The organism is Nocardia sp. NBC_00508 (assembly GCF_036346875.1).
GTDB lineage: Bacteria > Actinomycetota > Actinomycetes > Mycobacteriales > Mycobacteriaceae > Nocardia.
On sequence record NZ_CP107852.1, the window covers coordinates 1,828,072 to 1,849,222 of the forward strand.

The 21,151-nt window shown below is 68.5% G+C and carries 17 protein-coding genes; 7 read left to right on the forward strand and 10 right to left on the reverse strand.

What is annotated here, in order from left to right:
- Positions 1-6 precede the first annotated feature (6 nt).
- Positions 7-897, forward strand: coding sequence for a hypothetical protein (locus tag OHA40_RS08245; protein WP_330232469.1), 891 nt, complete (start codon positions 7-9; stop codon positions 895-897).
- Between the two features lie 31 nt (positions 898-928).
- On the opposite strand, the gene OHA40_RS08250 is transcribed toward OHA40_RS08245, so the two are convergent.
- The 7 genes from OHA40_RS08250 to OHA40_RS08280 all read right to left on the reverse strand — a co-directional run bounded on the left by OHA40_RS08250 (position 929) and on the right by OHA40_RS08280 (position 7,296).
- Complete coding sequence (locus OHA40_RS08250) at positions 929-1,189, reverse strand: 50S ribosomal protein L7/L12 (protein ID WP_330232470.1); 261 nt, start codon at positions 1,187-1,189, stop codon at positions 929-931.
- A 25-nt stretch (positions 1,190-1,214) separates the two neighbouring features.
- Entirely contained in the window at positions 1,215-1,625 is a 411-nt protein-coding gene (locus OHA40_RS08255) for an STAS domain-containing protein (protein ID WP_330232471.1), read from the reverse strand.
- 146 nt (positions 1,626-1,771) lie between these two features.
- Positions 1,772-3,052 (reverse strand): ATP-dependent Clp protease ATP-binding subunit ClpX, encoded by a 1,281-nt coding sequence (clpX, locus tag OHA40_RS08260; RefSeq protein WP_330232472.1) that lies wholly within the window; start codon positions 3,050-3,052, stop codon positions 1,772-1,774.
- 466 nt (positions 3,053-3,518) lie between these two features.
- Positions 3,519-4,187: an ATP-dependent Clp protease proteolytic subunit gene (locus OHA40_RS08265; protein WP_330232473.1), complete on the reverse strand. Its 669-nt coding sequence runs from the start codon at positions 4,185-4,187 to the stop codon at positions 3,519-3,521.
- 71 nt (positions 4,188-4,258) lie between these two features.
- Positions 4,259-4,849 carry an ATP-dependent Clp protease proteolytic subunit gene (locus tag OHA40_RS08270; RefSeq protein WP_330232474.1) on the reverse strand — a complete coding sequence of 197 codons (591 nt, stop codon included), beginning with the start codon at positions 4,847-4,849 and terminating at the stop codon, positions 4,259-4,261.
- A 236-nt stretch (positions 4,850-5,085) separates the two neighbouring features.
- Positions 5,086-6,456, reverse strand: coding sequence for a trigger factor (tig, locus tag OHA40_RS08275; RefSeq protein ID WP_442943952.1), 1,371 nt, complete (start codon positions 6,454-6,456; stop codon positions 5,086-5,088).
- Positions 6,457-6,717: 261 nt separating this feature from the next.
- Positions 6,718-7,296, reverse strand: coding sequence for an FKBP-type peptidyl-prolyl cis-trans isomerase (locus OHA40_RS08280; protein WP_330232476.1), 579 nt, complete (start codon positions 7,294-7,296; stop codon positions 6,718-6,720).
- Between the two features lie 274 nt (positions 7,297-7,570).
- Between OHA40_RS08280 and OHA40_RS08285 the strand changes: the two genes are divergently transcribed.
- The 6 genes from OHA40_RS08285 (at position 7,571) to OHA40_RS08310 (ending at position 14,143) form a co-directional block, all read left to right on the forward strand.
- Positions 7,571-10,039, forward strand: coding sequence for a phosphoketolase family protein (locus OHA40_RS08285; protein WP_330232477.1), 2,469 nt, complete (start codon positions 7,571-7,573; stop codon positions 10,037-10,039).
- A 145-nt stretch (positions 10,040-10,184) separates the two neighbouring features.
- Positions 10,185-10,826, forward strand: coding sequence for a TetR/AcrR family transcriptional regulator (locus OHA40_RS08290; protein WP_330232478.1), 642 nt, complete (start codon positions 10,185-10,187; stop codon positions 10,824-10,826).
- A 177-nt stretch (positions 10,827-11,003) separates the two neighbouring features.
- Entirely contained in the window at positions 11,004-11,750 is a 747-nt protein-coding gene (locus OHA40_RS08295; RefSeq protein ID WP_330232479.1) for a DUF6008 family protein, read from the forward strand.
- A gap of 912 nt (positions 11,751-12,662) precedes the next feature.
- Positions 12,663-13,046 (forward strand): hypothetical protein, encoded by a 384-nt coding sequence (locus OHA40_RS08300; protein WP_330232480.1) that lies wholly within the window; start codon positions 12,663-12,665, stop codon positions 13,044-13,046.
- 2 nt (positions 13,047-13,048) lie between these two features.
- Entirely contained in the window at positions 13,049-13,420 is a 372-nt protein-coding gene (locus tag OHA40_RS08305; RefSeq protein WP_330232481.1) for a hypothetical protein, read from the forward strand.
- 162 nt (positions 13,421-13,582) lie between these two features.
- A complete protein-coding gene (locus OHA40_RS08310; protein ID WP_330232482.1) occupies positions 13,583-14,143 on the forward strand; it encodes a hypothetical protein in 561 nt (186 codons plus the stop codon).
- A gap of 355 nt (positions 14,144-14,498) precedes the next feature.
- Here OHA40_RS08310 and OHA40_RS08315 read toward each other — a convergent pair whose 3' ends face one another.
- From OHA40_RS08315 to OHA40_RS08325, 3 genes are all read right to left on the reverse strand, one after another.
- Positions 14,499-17,036 carry an ATP-binding protein gene (locus tag OHA40_RS08315; protein WP_330232483.1) on the reverse strand — a complete coding sequence of 846 codons (2,538 nt, stop codon included), beginning with the start codon at positions 17,034-17,036 and terminating at the stop codon, positions 14,499-14,501.
- A 723-nt stretch (positions 17,037-17,759) separates the two neighbouring features.
- Entirely contained in the window at positions 17,760-20,288 is a 2,529-nt protein-coding gene (locus tag OHA40_RS08320; protein WP_330232484.1) for an ATP-binding protein, read from the reverse strand.
- An 82-nt stretch (positions 20,289-20,370) separates the two neighbouring features.
- The gene (locus OHA40_RS08325; RefSeq protein ID WP_330232485.1) at positions 20,371-20,952 is read right to left on the reverse strand and encodes a dihydrofolate reductase family protein; all 582 of its coding nucleotides are present in this window, start codon (positions 20,950-20,952) and stop codon (positions 20,371-20,373) included.
- Between the last annotated feature and the right edge of the window lie 199 nt (positions 20,953-21,151).

The window sequence follows — 21,151 nt, forward strand, 5'->3', positions numbered from 1 at the left end:
AGCCGCATGCTCGACGAACATCCCCTCGACGACGACGTCGCGCGGCTCGCGACACGGGTCGAGAAGGCCAGGGGCCGCCTCGCCTACCAGTTCGACCCGGCGTTGACCGGCGCGCTGTCGGAGGAGGAGCTGCACGCCGAACGCGAATTGGCCGAACGGATCCGGACCCAGGACCGGGAACAGCGCTGGAAGCATGCCGAGGCGTCGTCCGCGGCATCCGACCGGGCGCGGCATACCACAGAGGCCATCGAGAAGGCCGAGGTCAAAGATCTTCTCTTGGCGCGCAAGGCCATTGCCGCGCAGCGGCGTGCGTCCAGCCCGCATGCCAGGCTGGCGTCGCTGTATCGGCACCGGTCCTGGTCGCTCGGTGCGCTGGCCGGCGTGGTCGCGGCGGGGATGTTGTGGTCGGCGGTCAACGTCCAGCACAACATCGCGCCGGGCGGGCCGACGGATCCGCTGTACTGGTTCAGCTATCTGCTGGAAGCGATGATCAGCGTATCGCTGATCATCATCATGATCGGCACGAACAAGGTCACCGAGTGGGGCGTGCTGGACAATCGCACCCAGGTCGCGGCGGCCGAGGTCGCGTTGCTGGCGTTGACGGTCGGCTTGAACACCTACCCCTATGTGAGCGCGGGCCGGTGGTTCGACGCCGCGGTGCACGGAGTCGCGCCGGTGATGATCGGTGTCGCACTGCTCATCCACGATGCCGCCAGCGCACGCTACGGCCGTGCGATCGCCATCGCCACCGAGCAGGTCCGGAATCTCCCCGATCCGAGCGGGCCCGAACCGGAACCCTTCTCGGCGGACGTTCGCATCGGCGCGGACGCCGATCCGCCGCTGACACGCCGTGGCGTGCAGCGGGACGGCCTATTGGTCTCCAGCTCGTACCGATAGCAGCCACCGACCGGTGCCGTCAGCATCGGACTCAGTACGGGTACCGCTGTTCGACGGCGTCTTTGGCCTCTTTGAGCCCGCACCCGGTGAGTTCCCGATACCGCTTGATCGCGTGAATCTTCTTGCCCTGCGCCAAGAGTGCGTCGATCTCGGCCATTCCGTCACCGCTCGGTAGGGGCGGCGCGGTCGCAAGCGGGCCCGCACCCTGCTGAATGCCGAGATGGTTCATGATCAGGTCGAGCTTGTAGTGCAACGCGTCGACCTTGCGTTCCAAACGCCGGTGGGCAAACATGGCCTGATCGTACTGAGCGGCAGGGTCAGGCAGCCTCGAGCACGGCGTCGACGAGACTCGTCATGGTCTCGAAGGGCGCGACGTCGGCGGCGACCTCGAGCAAACGGTCCACGCACCGCGGACCGGTGACCAGTCGCAGGCGGCGGTCGGTGCGTTCCAGCCGGGACTGCGCCTCGATCAGCACCCGCAGCCCGGCGACACCGAAGAACGTGACTTTGGACAGATCGACGACCACCAGCGGCGCCGCCGCGCTCAGCGAGCCGATCAGTCCGCGGCGGAACACATCGACGGTGTAATAGTCGACCTCGCCGGCGACGGCGCACAGCGTGACCAGGTCGCTCGGGGCAGTGACGGAAACCTGGAGCCGCTCGGTCTGATGGTCGCCCCCGCGAGCGCTGGGGAGAAGAAACGGAGGGGCGGCGAAAACTGTCGACATGAGGACCTCGGTCCTGTCGTCCGCGGCGATCTCGAGAACGGTGCCCGCGGTAATGATTCGCTCCGGACGACACTCCTGCCGGAACTAGGCTGTTTGCTCAACCCTCACAGAGGAGTACCCGGGCGCACCCGCCGCCACACCCGGAATTACGCCGACTTCTCCCGGCGCTCCTGCCGCTGCGTCTTGCGCGGGACGATGGTGGGCAGCACGTTGTCGTTGACGGTACCCGCGTTGACGACCACCTTGGCGACGTCGTCGCGGCTGGGAATGTCGTACATCGCGGGCTGCAGCACTTCCTCCATGATCGCCCGCAGACCGCGCGCGCCGGTGCCGCGCAGGATCGCCTGGTCCGCGACGGCCTCCAGCGCGTCGTCGGTGAACTCGAGGTCGACCCCGTCCATCTCGAACAACCGGACGTACTGCTTGACCAGCGCGTTCTTCGGCGCGGAGAGGATCTTGACCAGCGATTCCTTGTCCAGGTTGGTCACCGACGCGACCACGGGCAGACGGCCGATGAACTCGGGGATCAGCCCGAACTTGATCAAGTCCTCCGGCATCACTTCGGCGAAGTGGTCGGTGGTGTCGATCTCGGCCTTGGACCTGACCTCGGCGCCGAAACCGATGCCGCGGTGGCCGGTGCGGTCGGAGATGATCTTCTCCAGGCCCGCGAACGCGCCCGCCACGATGAACAGCACGTTGGTGGTGTCGATCTGGATGAACTCCTGGTGCGGGTGCTTGCGCCCGCCCTGCGGCGGCACGCTCGCCTGGGTGCCCTCCAGGATCTTCAGCAGGGCTTGCTGCACGCCCTCGCCGGAAACGTCACGGGTGATCGACGGGTTCTCGCTCTTGCGGGCGATCTTGTCGACCTCGTCGATGTAGATGATGCCGGTCTCGGCGCGCTTGACGTCGTAGTCCGCCGCCTGGATCAGCTTCAGCAGGATGTTCTCCACGTCCTCGCCGACATACCCCGCCTCGGTGAGCGCGGTGGCGTCGGCGATGGCGAACGGCACGTTCAGCATCTTGGCCAGCGTTTGGGCCAGATAGGTCTTGCCGCAGCCGGTGGGACCCAGCATGAGGATGTTCGACTTGGCCAGCTCGACGGTCTCGCCGCGGCTGTCGCGACTCTTGTCACCGGCCTGGATGCGCTTGTAATGGTTGTAGACGGCCACCGCGAGGGTGCGCTTGGCGGTGTCCTGCCCGATGACGTAGTTCTCCAGGAAGTCCCGGATCTCGGCGGGCTTGGGCAGCTCATCGAGCTTGACCTCGCTGGATTCGGCGAGCTCCTCCTCGATGATCTCGTTGCAGAGATCGATGCACTCGTCGCAGATGTACACCCCTGGTCCCGCAATGAGCTTCTTGACCTGCTTCTGGCTCTTTCCGCAGAACGAGCACTTCAGCAGATCGCCGCCGTCTCCGATGCGCGCCATCTCGTGGGTCCCTACTTCCTTGTCCGCGTGCAACCGTCCGTCCAGGCTGCCAGCTGTCCACCGCTTTCGCAGCCGCAAACGCATCGACTGTTTCGGAGCTGATGGACAGTGCTGTCAACCGGGAGCAAAGGTCCCTAGGTTGACCGTACCCGGTGTGCGGGATGGAGGTCGACAACTCGCGCATGTTTCTCGCGCGCGTTGTGCGTGTTCTCACGACACCGAAAGGCGGACCGCCCGCCCGATCGCCGCCATGACCTCCGGCCGACCGCGCCGCGACGTCTGCGTTCGAACGAGGAATTGTTCGAACCGCGGACGATGTGGAAGCGGTCCCGGCCGGGCAGCATGCCCCTGACATACCTCCCGGCCGGATTTCCCTGTCGTAAAGCAATTTTCGAGCGAACCACCGCCGGGATCGGCGATTCGCCCCCGTCCGCCCGCGCCCAGCCGGAAACGACGGGCGCGTTTCTCACTTCTGCGCGCTGAGCTTGCGGTAGTCGAACACGGTATCGATGATCCCGTACTCCTTGGCCTCCTCGGCCGTCAGGATCTTGTCGCGGTCGGTGTCCTTGCGGATGGTGTCGGCGTCCTTACCGGTGTGCCGCGCGAGCGTGGTCTCCATCAGGCGGCGCATCCGCTCGATCTCGGCGGCCTGGATCTCCAGGTCCGACACCTGCCCCTGGATACCGCCCTCCAGCGACGGCTGGTGGATCAGCACGCGGGCGTTGGGCAGGCAGGCGCGCTTGCCGGGGGTGCCCGCGGCCAGCAGTACGGCCGCGGCGGAGGCGGCCTGACCCAGGCAGACCGTCGCGACGTCGGCGCGCACGTACTGCATGGTGTCGTAGATGGCCATCAGCGAGGTGAACGAGCCACCCGGCGAGTTGATGTACATGGTGATGTCGCGGTCGGGGTCCAGCGACTCGAGCACCAGCAGCTGCGCCATGATGTCGTTCGCCGAGGCGTCGTCCACCTGCACGCCGAGGAAGATGATGCGCTCCTCGAACAGCTTGTTGTACGGGTTGGACTCCTTGACGCCGAAGCTCGAGTGCTCGATGAACGAGGGCAGGATATAGCGTGCCTGCGGGCTCTGCGGAGCGGTGCCGGACAGGCCGGCGCGCGGGTCGATCAGATTGGCCATCTTCGTCTCCAAAGTCGGTGCGGCGGCCGGACGTTCGAGGTGTCCGGGGGCCTGAGGGGTGATCCGGTGCGTTACTTCTTCTTGGCGCCGTTGGCCTGGTTCGCGTGGCTGATCACGTGGTCGATGAAGCCGTACTCCAGGGCTTCGGACGCGGTGAACCAGCGGTCGCGGTCGGCGTCGGCGGCGACCTGCTCCACGGATTTGCCGGTGTGCAGCGCCTGCAGCTCGTTCAGCTCCCGCTTCGTGTGCGCGAACTGCTCGGCCATGATCGCGATGTCGGCCGCCGAACCGCCGATGCCCGCCGACGGCTGGTGCATCATGATCCGCGCGTGCGGCAGCGCGTAGCGCTTGCCCTTGGTGCCCGCGGTGAGCAGGAACTGCCCCATCGACGCGGCCAGGCCCAGGCCGTAGGTGGCGATGTCGCACTCGGCGAGCTGCATCGTGTCGTAGATGGCCATACCGGCGGTCACCGAACCGCCCGGCGAGTTGACGTAGAGCGAAATGTCCTTGGTGGGGTCTTCGGCCGTCAGCAACAGGATCTGCGCGCACAGCTTGTTCGCGATGTCGTCGTCGACCTGGGTGCCGAGGAAGATGATGCGCTCACGCAGCAGGCGCTCGTACACCGAATCACTGAGGTTGAGACCAGCAGTCGCGGTTGTCATGACCCCTGCCTGGTTGATTGTCACGGATACCTGCCTTCTCTCACCGGCTCGTTGCGGATTGCCACATAGCCATCACTGGTCGGATATGCCGCACCCTATTGGACAGGGCCTATCCAACTTGTCGTCACAAACATTAACGAAGCAGGGCGGCACCGAACTCCCGGTACCGCCCTTTCTTCGCTCACAGCGCAATCAATGCACCCCTCGGGCGTCGATCGCACCGGTATTCCATGGAATTATTCGGCGTCCGCCGCGGACGCCTTCTCGCCCTCGTCCGCGGAATCCTCCGGGCCGCCGAACATTTCGGCGGTGTCCACCGGGTTGCCCGCGGAGTCGGTGACGGTCACCTGGCCGACCACACCGGCCAGCGCCTTGCCGCGGCGCACGTCGGCGAAGACGGCGCCGAGCTGGCCCGCCTGCTGCACCTGCTGGATGAACTGCTCCGGCGACATGCCGTAGCGCTGCGCCTGGAACAGGATCCGCTCGGTGAGCTCTTCCTGACCGACCTGGGTGCCTTCCGCCTCGGCGATCGCGTCCAGCAGCAGCTGGGTCTTCACCGACTTCTCGGCGGCCTCCTTGGTCTCGGAGTCGAACTCCTCGCGGGTGCTGCCCTGCGCCTCGAGCGCCTCGGCGAACTTGGCGTCGTCATGGTCGAAGCCGTGCACGGCGTCGTGGGTCACGGCATCGATCTCGGCCTTGACCACGGCCTCCGGCAACGGCACCTCGACCTGCTCCAGCAGGATCTCCAGCACCTTGTCGCGGATCTCGCCGGCCTGCTGCACCTTCTTGACCCGCTCGACCCGGCTGCGCAGGTCGGTCTTCAGCTCGTCCAGGGTGTCGAATTCACTGGCCAGCTGGGCGAACTCGTCGTCGGCCTCGGGCAGCTCGCGCTCCTTGACGGTCTGCACCGTGACGGTGATGACCGCGTCCTTGCCCGCATGCTCACCGGCGACCAGCTTCGAGGTGAACTCCTTCGATTCGCCCGCCGACAGCCCGGCCAGCGCCTCGTCCAGCCCCTCGATGAGCTGGCCGGAGCCGACCTCGTGGGACAGGCCGGTTGTGGCGGCCTCGGGCACTTCTTCGCCGTCCACGGCCGCGGACAGATCGATGGAGACGAAGTCGCCCTCGTGCACCGGGCGCTCGACACCGGTCAGGGTGCCGAAGCGCTGGCGCAGCGACTGCAACTGCTCCTCGATGTCCTCATCGCCCACGGTGACGGCATCGACGGTGACCCCGATGCTCGCGTAATCCGGCAGGGCGATCTCCGGACGCACGTCGACCTCGGCGGTGAAGGCGAGCTCCTGACCGTCTTCGATCTTGGTGATCTCGATCTCGGGCTGCCCGATGACCTTCACCTCGGAGGTGGTGACGGCCTCGCTGTAGCGGCCGGGCAGCGCGTCGTTGACGACCTGCTCCAGGATCGCGCCACGGCCGAGGCGGGCCTCGAGCAGCTTCGCGGGCGCCTTACCGGGACGGAAGCCGGGGATGCGGACCTGCTTGGCCAGTGCCTTGTACGCGCGGTCGAAATCCGGCTTCAGCTCCTCGAAGGGCACCTCGACGTTGATCCGGACCCGGGTCGGGCTCAGCTGCTCGACGGTGCTCTTCACGGACATGCTCCTTGTTCGTTGTTCGTACTGGTTGACGTTCGGTGTGCGTGCTCCACCGCGCACCCCGGCGGTCGGAATGGCAGGCGAAGCGACGCTACGCCGACGGCCGCACTCCCCACCCGGCGCTGATCCGAACCGGGGTCCCGGCCTCGGCCGAGACGACGAGGGATGCGGCGTGCGCGACGCATCCCGACCAGGTTAGTTGACCGGCGGAGCGGACCTGCACTCGGCGGTGCCCGGCGAAGGCCGCGACGGGTTCGGCTACTTCCCCACCGAGACCGCGTCGGTGACGAACACCAGCGTCTCGTACGGCGCGATGCCGCGCCCGCCTGCGCCATAGCCGAGCTCCGGCGGCACGATCAGCAGCCTGCGCGACCCCTCCTGCACACCGACCAGCCCCTGGTCCCAGCCATCGATGACCTGGCCCGCGCCGAGGGTGAGCTGGAACGGCTTGCCGCGGTCGAACGAGCTGTCCAGCGTCTTCTTGTCCGACCACGTGACCAGCGCGTAGTTCATGGTCAGCTGCTGGCCTGCCGCGGCGCCGGCTCCGCTGCCCTCGCTGAGGTCCTTGACGATCAGCTGCCTCGGCGGGTCGCAGTCGTCGGGGATGGTGATCGTCGGCGCGGCGCCGAAATCGCCGGTCACGCGGATGTCCTCGGCGGTACATTCGCGGCCTTTGCTCGGTGTGGCCGGGCGCTGCACGGCGGAAGGATCCGCCTGAGCGGTGGTCTTCATGGTGGTGACGGCAGTGGACTTCTCCTCGTCCGAGCCGCAGGCCGCCAGCGCGATGGTCGTCGCGGCGAGGGCGCCGATCCCGATGATCCTTCCGAGAATGTGCATGCCGCGGACCTTAATGGACACAGCCGGACGCAGTCCGTCGACAGTCCGCGCATGGCCGGAGCGAAGGCGGAGGTACGCCTCGACCACAGGCCGGGCGAAGCCGGGCGGACGTCCCGCGACACGCGTTCGCCACGCCGGAATCGCGCGCGCCGTTAAGCTGGCGATGAATTCTCCATTCCGCGTTGCCGATTCCGGCCGGCAACCAATGCACGACCCGGGACAGGGCGTCGTTGCGCCGCTGTCCGCGAGACCCGAGCGTGAGGAGAGTCGGCGCATGACCCACATGGCCAGTGCAGGTGGCGATACTTCGGCCGACAATGTCGGCGGCACAGGCGGGAAAACCGTCGCCCCGCGTCCCTATCGGCTGGCGGACGCGCCGGGCCCGCTGGAGCGCGACGAGCTGACGTCCATCGACGCGTGGTGGCGGGCGGCCAACTATCTCGCGGTCGGCCAGATCTACCTGATGGCCAACCCGCTGCTGCGGGAACCGCTGCGACCCGAGCACATCAAGCCGCGCTTGCTCGGCCACTTCGGCACCGTGCCCGGCCTGAACCTGGTCTGGACCCATGCCAACCGTGCGATCCGGCAGCGCGGCCTGAACGCGGTCTTCGTCGCTGGTCCCGGGCACGGCGGGCCAGGTCCGAACGCGTGCGCCTGGCTGGAGGGCACGTACTCAGAGCTCTACAGCCACATTCCGCAGGACGCGACGGGCATGGCCGCGCTGTTCCACCAGTTCTCCTTTCCCGGCGGCGTGCCGAGTCACTGCGCACCGGAGACCCCGGGTTCCTTCCACGAGGGCGGTGAGCTCGGCTACTCGCTGCTGCACGCGTTCGGCGCCGCACTGGACAACCCCGACCTCACCGTGTTCTGTGTGATCGGAGACGGTGAGGCGGAGACCGGACCGCTGGCCACCAGCTGGCATGCGAACAAGTTCGTCAACCCGGCGCGGGACGGCGCGGTGCTGCCGATCCTGGCGCTGAACGAGTACAAGATCGCCAATCCGACCATCCTGGCCCGCATCCCGGAGCAGGAATTGCTCGCACTGCTATACGGATACGGCTACGAGCCGCTCATGGTCGCGGGCGACGACCCCGCGGCCGTCCACCAGGCCATGGCGAGCGCCGTGGACGCCGGTCTGGAACGGATCGCCCAGATCCAGCTGGCCGCGCGGGGCGGCACCGACAGGACCCGGCCCGCATGGCCGATGATCGTGCTGCGCACGCCGAAGGGCTGGACATGTCCACCGCTGGTGGACGGCGATCCGGTCGAGGGCACCTTCCGCGCACACCAGGTCCCGTTGCCCGGCGCGCGCACCGATCCGGATCATCGCGCTGTCCTGGAGCAGTGGCTGCGGTCCTATCGTCCGGAGGAACTGTTCGACGAAACCGGCAAGCCGGTGTCGGAGCTGTGCGATCAGGTGCCCGACGGCGATCGGCGGATGAGCGCCAACCCGATCGCCAACGGCGGCGCGCTGGTCCGCGACCTGCGCCTGCCGGATTGGCGAGAGTTCGGCGTCGAGGTGAGCGCGCCCGGCGCGACCCGGCACGAGGCCACCGGGGTGCTCGGGGAATGGCTGCGCGAGGTCACCCGGAGCAACCTGGACAACTTCCTGACCTTCGCGCCCGACGAGCTGGCCAGCAATCGACTGCAGGCCATCCTGGAGGTCACCGGACGCGACTGGCAGGCCGACATCGATGCCCGCGACGAGAAACTCGACCGCGCGGGCCGGGTGATCGAGGTGCTGTCCGAGCACATGTGCCAAGGTCTGCTGGAGGGCTACCTGCTCACCGGCAGGCACGGCGTGTTCACCTGCTACGAGGCGTTCATCCACATCGTGGACGCGATGTTCAACCAGCACGCCAAATGGCTCGACGCCAGCGCGGCGGTGCCGTGGCGGCGGCCGATCGCGAGCCTCAACTACCTCTTGTCGTCGCATGTCTGGCGCCAGGACCACAACGGCTTCACCCACCAGGACCCGGGATTCCTGGACGTCGTGCTGAACAAGAAGCCCTCGATCGTGCGCGTGTATCTGCCGCCGGACGCCAACACGCTGCTGTCCACCTACGACCACTGCCTGCGTTCGCGGCACTACGTGAACGTGGTGGTCGCGGGCAAGCAACCACAGGACGATTGGCTGTCGGTGGCGGAAGCGGCCGAGCATTGCGCGCGCGGCATCGGTATCTGGGCCTGGGCCTGCCACCGGGACGAGGTCGGCACCACGCCGGATGTGGTGCTCGCCTGCGCGGGCGACGTCCCGACGCTGGAGACCCTGGCCGCGGCGGCGATTCTGCGCGAACGACTGCCCGATGTGCGCGTCCGGGTGGTCAACGTGGTGGATCTGATGCGGCTGCAACCGCAGGACGAGCATCCGCACGGGCTACCCGACAGCGAGTTCGACACGCTGTTCACCCGGGACCGGCCGGTGATCTTCGCCTTCCACGGCTACCCGTGGCTGATCCACCGGTTGACCTATCGGCGCACCAATCATGCCGGGCTGCACGTGCGCGGTTACAAGGAGCGCGGCACCACGACCACACCGTTCGACATGGTGATGCTCAACGACCTGGACCGCTACCACCTGGTGATGGACGTGATCGATCGGGTGCCGACCCTGCGCGAACGGGCCGCGGGTCTGCGACAGGAGATGGTCGACGCGCGATGGACCGCACGCGCCTGGACCAGGGAGCACGGGGCGGACATCCCCGAGGTGGCCGACTGGACCTGGCCGTACCAGGGCGTCTGACGCCGGTAACGGTCAGCCCTGCCGGGGCGGCTTGCGGCCGCCGCCTGCGCGGTCGTCGGCGCTGATCTGCGCACATCGCCAGTGCTGGCGCCGACGGACACGGCCCGGCCCCGAGGGCTCCGAGCGAGAACGTACGATCGGCCGTATGGAAGGTGTGGACTCCGTACCGCCGCCCGCGCGGCACACCGCGGACATCACCGACAAACGTCTGCTGCGCGGCGCGAAGACCCGCGCGACGGTGCTGCGACAGGCGGTCGACATCGCCTCGCTGGACGGGCTCTCCGGTCTGAGCTTCGGCAGGCTGGCGACCGAGACCGGACTGAGCAAGGCGGGCATCCAAACCCTCTTCCGCACCAAAGAGGCGCTGCAACTGGCCGCGATCGATTACGCACGAGATTGGTTCACCGAGGCGGTCGTGGAACCGGCGCGGTCCGCATCGCACGGCGTCGCCCGCCTGCGAGCGCTGGTCGATCACTGGATGGCGTACGCCGAAACGCCGCTGTTCGCGGGCGGGTGCTTCCGCGTCGCGACGATGGCTGAGCACGACAGCAAGCCGGGTCCGGTCCGCGACGCCCTGTTCCGCGACCAGCGGGCATGGGTGCGGCTGCTGGAACGAGAACTGCGGGCGGCGGTGTCCGCCGGTGAGATCGCCGACCTGGACACGGATCTGGTCGCGTTCCAGATCGACGCGGTGCTCTGCGCGACCAACACCGCGTTGCGGATCGGCGACCCGGAGGCCTCCGCCCGCGCCCGCCGGATCATCGAAGGATTCCTGAAGCCCGCCTGAGCATGCACTATGCGGTTTATGCATAACCAGGGCCGAATCATGCGACAGCTCTGGACATTCGGATACTTCGGACAAACGGCGCGTCAGCTTGTATCTTGCGGATAACGCGTCTGCACGCGTTCCGTGGCAACATCCCATCCGTCGCCGTTGCCGGAGGGCGCACAGAAGGGGGTTCCGATGAACCACACAGCCGAAGCGAGCGGGTTGGAGATCCTAGGCGCGATAGGGATGGTCGCGTGGATGGTCGTCATGTGGGCGGCCGTCGGCGTGCTGGTCGTCGCATTGCGTAAACCATTGCGGCCCTGGATGTTCCGGACCGCGCTCGGCGTCATAGGTCTCGGCGTGATCGCCCAGATCGGCCACTTCCAAGAACATGTCGCGCAGGTCGGGTACTGGATCCAGAATCCGAACTCACCAGCCTGGATGACCCCGTGGGGCACCGGCCTCGCCAACGGCTTCGGCCAGGTCAACCACATGAAGCCGTCGTTGGGCATGGAACTGCTGCACCTGGTCGGCAACTTCCACTTCCTCGCCGGGCTGGTCGGCGTCGCGCTGGTCACCCATCACGCACTGGAGAGCAAGGCACGCAAGTGGGGCCGGATGGGTGTGCTGATGCAGGGCATCCACGGGCTCGAACATCTCGCGCTCACCCTCACGGTCGCGTTCGGTACGAAGGCAATCGGGCTGTCGACCATCTTCGGCCTGCTCGATCCCGGTGCCGGCGCGTCTGCCTACCGCGTCTGGTGGCACTTCCTGGCCAACGTGATCGGCACGACCATCTTCGCGCTGGCGCTGCACCACTTGTGGCGTGAGCGTGCGGTGATCGAAGCCCCGTTCCGCGATCCCGCCGCCACAGCCGAGCCTCGCCGGGCTCGGGCCTCGGCAAAGGAGCCGGTGGCTCCGGCGTACGCGGTCGAAGCCTGATCCCGAGATCGGAACCGCTGCGCCTGTCGGCGCTCACTGCCGACAGGCGCGGTAACTCGTCATCACACACTTGCCGTCACCGCCTCCACAGGACCGTGGCGGCCCGTCGGCTTCTCCGCCATGGCAACCCCTCTTACGCCGCCCCCGGAATTGATCGGCGCATTGCGGATCGTGTGCTCACCGCCCGCGACTCCGGCCGCTCTGCCCCTGAACCGTTCACCGCGTCCCGGCGCAGCCCAAATCCGAAGCGCCACCGAGTGTGCGGCTCGCCCAGCGGACAGTACTGCGGAGAGCAGCGACCATAGGCCTACGCGCAGACGTTCACGATCGTGTCCATCGTTCCCAGATCCGCTCGACCAGCGAGCACGTGGACGGTGCACGCGAACTCTCTCCATCGGCCGTGATACCGACAGCCACGCCACCGGCGTAAGCCCGCTGGGGCCACGGCGCATTCGCCGAGCGCCCAGCCGATGCCGCATCTGCGGGCGAGCACCGACCATCTCCAGCAGGTCGGCTGCCGAGTATCCGCGGTGAACCGCGGCGTGGCCCGCGATCGCCGATCACTCAGGTCAGCGGATGCCCGGGGTGTTGGTCCCACCGCCTCCGCGAACGCAGTGGGCCACGTCATTTTTCGGTAGATGGGCTTCGCTCCGGCTTCGTGGCCAACTGGTCGCGAGTTGACACGGGCGAAAAATTGCCATCGACGACCCTCTCGACGTGCCCGTGACCGGCGACATTGCCACTGGTCACCAGGCGGGCCGCACACGCTCGTGGAGCGCAAACTTCCCAAGATTGGAAAACCACTCGACAAACTATCGACACGTCCATTAATGTGACGTTATCCAACGGCACGATAGATAGGGTGTCGAAGACCGGCCCACACCGGCCGATCCTCACTCCTGAGGTGGCGAGATGAATCGGACACGAACGATGACCGGCATCACGGCACACCAGCGCCGGACGCAGACCTGGCTCGTCCGCCCGCTGATCGTGAGCGCGATAGCGGCCACGCCGGAAACCCCGGCGCCGACCCGAGCGCTGGCCGGGCCCGACACCGTCGCGGCTCCGCGCCCCGCACACCCGAGCCGCCACGGAGACGACAGGCCGGGCTCTTCCCGCCCCGACGACCGGAATCGCGCCGACCGGCACCGCCCCGCGGACGACATGTCCGCGACGGATGCCGCCGCGATTCCTTTCCCGCCCCCACCTAGCGCGGCAACTCCGACACCCGCCGTTCGCCGCACCGCCGCATCCCGAATCGCGCCGCGCATGGTTCGAATTCCGAACGGAGACTGACGATGAACGCCAACACCACACATATCGCCCGGCGACTGCTCACCTGTGCCGCGATCGTCGGCGCACTCACCGTGGGCGCCGCTGGCATCACCACAGCCGAGTCGCACTCGCGTCCGTCGGACCCGCGCAACGGCACGGGCGACTCCACCGGCTGGAACCACATCGACCCGATGGGCCAGCACCACCAGAACCGCGACCGACTGGACGCCAACGCGGCCGACCAGGCTCGCCGCGACTACCGGCGCCAGAGCCAGCCGGGGTCGAGCGACACCGCCACGAACGGCAACTCCAACAGCTCGAGTTGGTCGCGAGTGACCCGTCCGGACGGCAGCGGCTACACCGTGTGCCGCCCGCAAGCCTCCTGGTGCAAGTAACCGCTCAGCCGGAGCACTCGCTCGCAGCACTACCGAGTCCTCCCCCGAGTCATTATCCGCACTAATTGTACCGCTGTGTAGCGGCACACTACATGAAGCATCAACCTGCCGGAATTCCCGGTCGCGTCGACGGCCGGAAGAGCGCACGAAAGAGAACTACCAATGAGCAAGATTAGAGGCCTACGCCGGGCGTCCGCGTGTAAGGACAAGCGGACCGCAACGGCACAGACGCTCACCCTGCTGGCGGCGGCAGTGGTGGCGGCAGGCGGCCTGAGCCTCGGCGCGGGCACCGCCGAGGCTCAGGGCGCTGCCTGCCTCTGGGCCGGTGGCGCCTACGGCCAGGGCACGACGGTCATGGCCGGCGGCTCGACCTACTTCTGCGGTACCGACGGTCGCGGCACTCCGTACTGGCATACGTCCTCCTGGCACCGCGGAGACACCGGGCGGCGGGCGAGCACCGTCCCCAATCCAGGCGCGTACACCAACCCCGCCGGTCTGTTCAGCCCCGGCGCTCGCCAATACGGAACCGACTACAACGATTACTGCGTCGGCAGTCAGCTCATCCAGGGCTCCGAGGACGTATACCAAGTGATCGCGGACGGACGCGGCGCGCTGTACTGGAAGGCCGCCGGATCGATCGACCAGTGGGCATTCGATCCCGGCACGGGCCCGCAGCCGTCCTGGCGGTCATCGGGCATGTGCCATGACGGCTCCCTGATCTGACCGAACCCGAACACCCGATTCCACGCCCGCAACCGCTGCGACGGTTACGGGCGTGGTTTGCGTTGGGCGAGCCGCCCCAGACGAGAGCCACAAGGGCCGCGAACACGCAGCGCCGACTACTACGACAAACCAAAAGTGTGGCCGAACAATACCGCGTTCGCCTCCCAGCGCACCCCCTGGCCCGACCTCCGCTTTCGAGCGCAGCGAGACCGAGCATTCCCCGTTCGCGGCCCGGCTCGCGTCCGAGCGGCCGCCGCGTCCGCGACGAAGTCGCCAGCGGCGGTCGCTCGGACGCGAGCCACCAGGGGGCCGCGAACACGCAGCGCCGCAGGCGCTGCAAATCAAACACTGCAAATCAAACACCCCGCCGCGCGGGCCGCCGCTCGGATTCCAGCCGCACCCGCTCGTCCAGATGCTCCGGTATATGCCAGGTGATATCGCCCCTGGTGGCCGCCATCAGCTTCCTGCGCACCGCCGCGACCTGGGCGTCGACCGTCCGGATCGAACTGCCCCTGCGCCCGGCGATGGCACTGTTGGCCCAGCCCGCGGCGGCGAGCAGGGCGACCTCCCGCTCCGCGGGCGTCAGCTCGTCCCAGCGCGATGCAGTGGTCCTGGCTCGCGGTCGCGGGCTCGGCAGCTGATCGATCGGCAACCTGCCGAGCAGGAACAACTGCAGCTCGTCGAGTTCCGGCCGCAGACGAGCGCCGCGCTCGGCGGCCGCCGCGTAGACCTCGTCGCCGAGCACCGAGGAGGCCACCTCGGTGGCCAGGGCGGTGCCGCGGGCCACCAGCGTCACCCGTTCGGCGACGATGCCCATCGACCGGTGCAGCGTGGCGATTCCGCCTTGCAGATGGGCGATTTCGGTGGCGGCGGCGGCCGATTCGGCGCCGCCGATATCGCCCGCATCGATCCGGGCGGACAGCAAGTACGTCTTCGCCATCATGCTGAAGTGGGCGACCCAGCCCGCTGTCCAGGTATCGCCGGTGGTCAGCAGGCGCTCCAATGTGGACTGGCCGAGTCGCACCGCCTCGCGCGGATCGCCGTGCCTGGACACCGCGATCATCCAGGCCAGTTCCGCCCAAGCGATCGCCCAGGCCGCGCCGGAGGCGACGGCCCGGTCCAGATGCCTGCGCGCGGCCCCGAGCGCCACGTCCGCATCGGCGAGGTTCGCGTAGGTGAGCGTCTCGAAGAGCTCACCGCGCTGCTCGCCCGCCCGATCGTCCGCCGTGGCGAATTTCCTTCGCGCCCTGGACAGTACGTCGGCCGCGCGCAGGTCCAGGTGGATCAGCAGCAGTTCGAGGCCCCAGGTGAACTCGACCGCGGCGGGCAGGCCGATATCGGCTGCGGTCGTCTCCCGCCAGCTACGGCGCAGGTCGGGGTCGGCCAGGCACTCCGCGGCGCACTCGTCCAGCAATTGCGCGGTGTAGGCGTGCCTACCCTGCCAGATGGCGATCCAGCCGACCAGCGCGGTGGCGTTGATGCGCAGCCGGGTCGGCGGCGGATCGAGCTGTGCGGTGGCTTCCAGGGCCTGTTCGGTGAGGCCGGTGATGGCGCGGTTGGATCCGGTGATGAACGGCACCCGCAACGCCATCAGCGTCGCGGCGGTCTCCAGTCCGACGACGGCCTCCTCCGGGTCGGCCAGACTGGTTTCGATGGCGATCAGGATGTTGTCCCATGCCGCGCGCGCCCAGTCGATCCACTCCTGTTCCCGCGGGCCGTACCAGGTGGCCGGGCCCGCGGCGACCCGGTCCCGGTAGTGGCGCCGGTGCCGGGCGAGCAGCCGCGCCTCGTCCACGTCGTCGTCGCGCGCCGACAGGCGGTCACGCATGAAGAGCCGGACGCTCTCCAGCAGGTAGTACCGGACCGCGGTCGCGGTCATGCGCACCGACAGCAACGACCGTTCGACCAGACGCTCGAGCAACCGGTCGATCTCCTCGGCGGGCAGCGCGGTGTCTGCGCATACCGCCACGATCGCGTCGACTTCCGCGCCGGCGCACGGAGTGTCGTCGCTGTCCGCGTCGCAGCCGGTGGCGAACACCGACATCCGTTCCAGCAGCAGTTGTTCGAGGTCGGTGCACAGACCGTAGGACCAGGCGATCACGTCGCGCACGCTGCGGTGGCGTTCCCCGACGCCGCCCCTTGCGCCGTGCGTCCACTGCAGGCGCCGGTCGGCGGTGTCGCCGGACAGCTCGCGCAACACGATCGCAGGCGGCCGATGCAGCAGCCGCGCCGCGGCCAGGCGGATGAACAGCGGATTGTTGTCGACATGCCCGCAGATGCGCGCGGCGATCGCGAGTTGTGCGGGATCCTCGGGTATCGGCCGTCCGGTGCGCTCGGCGCGCCGCCGGAACAACTCGAGTGCGTGCACGCTGGACAGCGGCGGCACCGCCACCAGGTGCTCGTCGATCCAGCCCACCGGCTCCCGGCTGGTCGCGACGACGGTGAGGCCGGGAACCGCCTGGAGCAAGCCGACGATCATCGGGCCGACCCCACCGAGCACGTGTTCGCAGTTGTCGAGCACCAGGATCGTCCGGTGGGACTCGTCGGCGTCGTCGCTGAAAGTCGCCACCAGGCCATCCCAGGCCGATCGGCCCGTGATGCCGTTCTTCGCGAGCGACTGCAGCACTTCCTCGGCGACCGCTCCGGTCTCCGCACCCGCGGCGAGCCGAGCCAGGCGCGTCCAATAGACGGCGTGCCGCGCCGTGCCCCGATACCGGCGTACGGCTTCGACCGCCAACGTCGTCTTGCCGATGCCGCCCGGCCCGACCAGCGTGATCAGCCGAGCGCTCGGGGAGGCAAGCAGCGTGTCGATCTGCCGCAGTTCGGCGTGTCTGCCCACGAACTCGCCCGGTGCGGCGGGGCCGTTGCCACCGCCGCCGTTCACTTCCGACATGCCGACGCACCTATCGATCCAGAAACCACCGGGAGCAGCAGCTTAGTAGGCGCCGCCGGACAAAGTCCGCGCACAGCCCCGCACCAAGCCGAACCACGCCGCGGCAGCCGCAGAACGAGCACCACCAGACGAAGCCCGTCCCCCGCCCAGCGCCGGGCAGGGGCAGCGGCAGCAAGGGCGGCCGGAAAAAGCCCGTCCACGAACCCACACCCGGCCGGACGAGGCCCAGGCAGCCGCAGAACGAGCGCGCCAGGCAAGGTCCGCCCACTCCCCCACGCCGAGCGGAACGAATCCGAGACAGCCACCTAGCCAAGGTAGCCGCAGACAGGACGCAGCCAGACCGAGCCCGTCCTCAGACCGCGCAGGACCCAGCCGAGGCAGAGGTAGCCGCCGAAAAGGCGCAGCCGGACGGAGCCCGTCGGACCGCGCCGGACCGAGCGGAGGCTGAGGTAGCCGCCGAAAAGGCGCAGCCGGACGGAGCCCGTCGGACCGCGCCGGACCGAGCGGAGGCTGAGGTAGCCGCCGAAAAGGCGCAGCCGGACGGAGCCCGTCGGACCGCGCCGGACCGAGCGGAGGCTGAGGTAGCCGCAGAAAAGGCGCAGCCGGACGGAGCCCGTCGGACCGCGCCGGACCGAGCGGAGGCTGAGGCAACCGCAGAAAAGGCGCAGCCGGACGGAGTCCGTCCACAGACTGCGCCGGACCGAGCGGAGGCGAGGTAGCCGCCTAGCGATTCCGCGTCCCTCCCGCGCGCCCGCGTCTGGGCCGCCGCTCGGATTCGTACCGGACGCGATCGGCGAGTTCGTCGGGAATGTGGCCCGCGATGTCGGCGCGGGAGGCGATCATCAGCTTCTGCCGGATGGCCGCGACCTGCGCGTCGACCGTTCGGATGGAGCTGCGCCGCCGGGCCGCGATGGCGCTGTTGGGCCAGCCCGCCGCCGCGAGGACGGCGACGTCGCGTTCGGCCTGCGACAGCTCGCTCCAGCGCGACGTGCGCCGCCGCGGCGTGGGGCGGGAGGCGCTCGGCCGGTCCGGTCGCCGGGACGTCGGCGCCGAGTCCGTGGTCGGCCACCACAGCGCGTCGAGTTCGGGGCGTAGCCGAGTCCGGCGCTCGGCTGACGCGTATGCCCGGTCGCCGAGCACGGTGCGGGCGACCTCCGCGGCGCTGCGGATCTCGGCGGCGATCAGTGGCACCCGGTCGACGGCGATACCCATCGAACGCTGCCGGGTCTTGAAGCTCCCGACCAGATAGGCGATCTCGGTGGCCGCGGCAGTGGCCGCCGCGGGATCGCCACCGCTGACCCGCTCGGCGATGAGGACCTGGGCCAACGCCACGATGTGCGCGCCGACCGCCCAGCTCGCCGTCCAGGTGTCCTGCTCACCGCGGTGGCGGGTGAGCACCCCGTGGGTCATCGCCAGCGCCTCGGCGGCGGACCCGTGCTTGGCCAGCGCCACGGCGCGCGCGATCTCCGCCCACGCCGTCGACAGCGTCGAGCCCGACGACACCGACCGCTCCAGGAACCGCCCGGTGTTCTCCAGCGCTTGCTGCCGGTCGCCGACCAGCGCGGAGCAGAACGCCACGAACACGTCGCTGCGCTCGGCGCCGATCCGGTCGCCCTGCTCGGCGAACCTGTGGCGAGCCCGGGTGAGGACGGTGATCGCGTGCGGGTCGCCGCGTACCAGCATCAGCTCGAGTCCCCACATCCATTCCACCGGCGCGGGCAGTCCGAAATCCACGTCGGTGTAGCGCGGCCCCGACCCGGCCGGCGCGGTCACGCACTCGGCGAGCAACTGCGGGATGTTGTCGGTCCGCCCCTGCCACAGCGAGATCCAGCCGAGCAGCGCGGTGGCGAGGTCGGCGACCCCGGAGGGACCGAGCCCGGCCGCCCTGGTGGCTTCCAGCGCGCGTTCGGTCAGCCGGGTCAACGCGCCCGCACCGGATTTGACGAACGGGACCTTCATCGAGAGCAGAACGGTGGCGGTCTCCAGCGCGACCATGACCTCCGCCGGATCGGCGAGGCCGGATTCGATGCCGAGCACGATGTCGTTCCACGCCGACCGCGCCCATGCCAGCCAGGCCAGGTCGTGCGGGCCGAGCCACATGGCTTGTCCGGCGATGACCTTGTCCCGGAAATACCGGCGGTGCCGGGCGGCGAGCCGGTCGAACTCACCGCGGTCGCGGCGACGCAGCCGGTCGCGGGCGAACACGCGCACGCTTTCCACCAGGTACCAGCTGACCGTGGTCGCGGTCAGATGCGCCGACAGCAGCGATTGTTCGGTGAGCCGCTCCAGCAGGTGCTCGATCTCACGCGCGGGGAGGGAGTCGTCGGCACACACCGCGATCGCGGCGTCGAGTTCGATGCCGCCACGCACCGACTCGTCATCGGTCTCGTAGCCCGCGGCGAAGACCGACAGCCGCTCCAGCAGCAGTTGCTCGGGCGCGCTGCAGAGCGCGAAGGACCAGGCGACGACGTCGTAGACGCCGCGGTGGCGCTCCTCGGCGCCCGCTCGGGCCCCGTGCGTCCAGCCCAGGCGCTTGTCGTCGGCGTCGCCGGTGAGTTCCCGCAACACCATCACCGCTGGCTGATGCCGCAGCCGGGCCGCGGCCAGCCGGATGAACAGCGGGTTGTGGTCGACCCGGCGGCAGATCCGCGCGGCGACGGCGACCTGCTCGCGATCGTCCGGGAGCGCCCGCCCGATGAGTTCGGCTCGCTGGCGGAACAATTCGAGCGACTGGCGTGGCGACAGCGGCGGCACGGCCAGGATGTACTCGTCGACCCAGCCGATCGGTTCCCGGCTGGTGGCCAGGATGGTGAGTCCGGGCGCGGCATCCAGCAGTTCGGCGATCATGGCCGCGACCGCGCCGAGCAGGTGTTCGCAGTTGTCCAGTACCAGAACCGCGCCATCGGTGGAACGGTCACCGCTGGTGAAGGTGCGCACCAACGCGGCGTGGCTCGGCGGGGAGCTGAGGTCGGTGCGCACCGCCGACTGCATCACGTCCTGCGCGCTGGCGTCGCTATCGGCGTCCAGTTCGGCCAGGCGCGCCCAGTAGACCGGCCTGCGCCTGGTGCGCGAACCACGGCGCAGCGCCTCCGCGGCTAATCGCGTCTTCCCGATCCCACCGGGGCCGACCAGGGTGATCAGGCGGGCGTCGCTGTCCAGCAGCGCGCCCAGCCGGTCCAATTCCGTTTCCCGGCCGATGAATTCACTGGTGGACGCAGGCAGCACGTCGCCACGTGCCTGAACCACGGACATACAAACGAAAGTTAGCCGACGACGCGCCCACGCGCTGCGCAATCAGAGGTTAACGTTCGTCTCACTTCCGCGGGTGCGCGCACTACACCGTCGACGCCGAGGCCATCTGCTGGTAGTGCATCTGGACGACCGCGCTGTCGAAAGTCATCACATCGACCAGCTGCAGCCCCGAGGCCACCGCGGGCGTCGGGAACAGCGGGATGCCGCCACCGAGCAGGATGGGGTGGACGAACAGCCGGTACTCATCGATCAGATCGTGCTTCATGAACGCCGACGCCGTCTCCGCGCCGCCGAACAGCACCATGTCGCAGCCCGGCTGTGCGCGGAGAGCGGTGATCTGCTCGACCAGATCCTCCTGGACGATGCGGGTGTTCCACCCCGCGGTGGGCAGGGTGCGGGAGAAGACGAGCTTCGGTGTCTGTTTCCAGCACCGCGCGAAATCGACGTAGAACTCCGAGATCGCCGGATCCACGTCGGCGGTCGGCCAGAACGATGCCATGATCTCGTACGTCTTGCGGCCGTAGAGGAACAGGTCGGCCGAACGCAGTTCGTCGAGGAACGACTCGCACAATTCCTCATCGACCACTGGCCAGTGGATTTCCTGATCCGGTCCCTCCGCGAAGCCGTCGAGCGACATCTGCATCCACAGCGTCACGCTACCCATTGCCCACACCCATCTGCTGCCCTTGTGCGACGGTCAGATTGTCGGGGAGAGCGACACTTCGGCGCATCGGTAGGTCGGCGGAAGACATACTTAGGTAGACGACCATAGGTAGCGTCGCAACAATGCGAACGCGCGCCGAATCAGACCAATATACCGCTAATTAACGGCACGTTACTGTTACGTATCTCCACTGATGGGA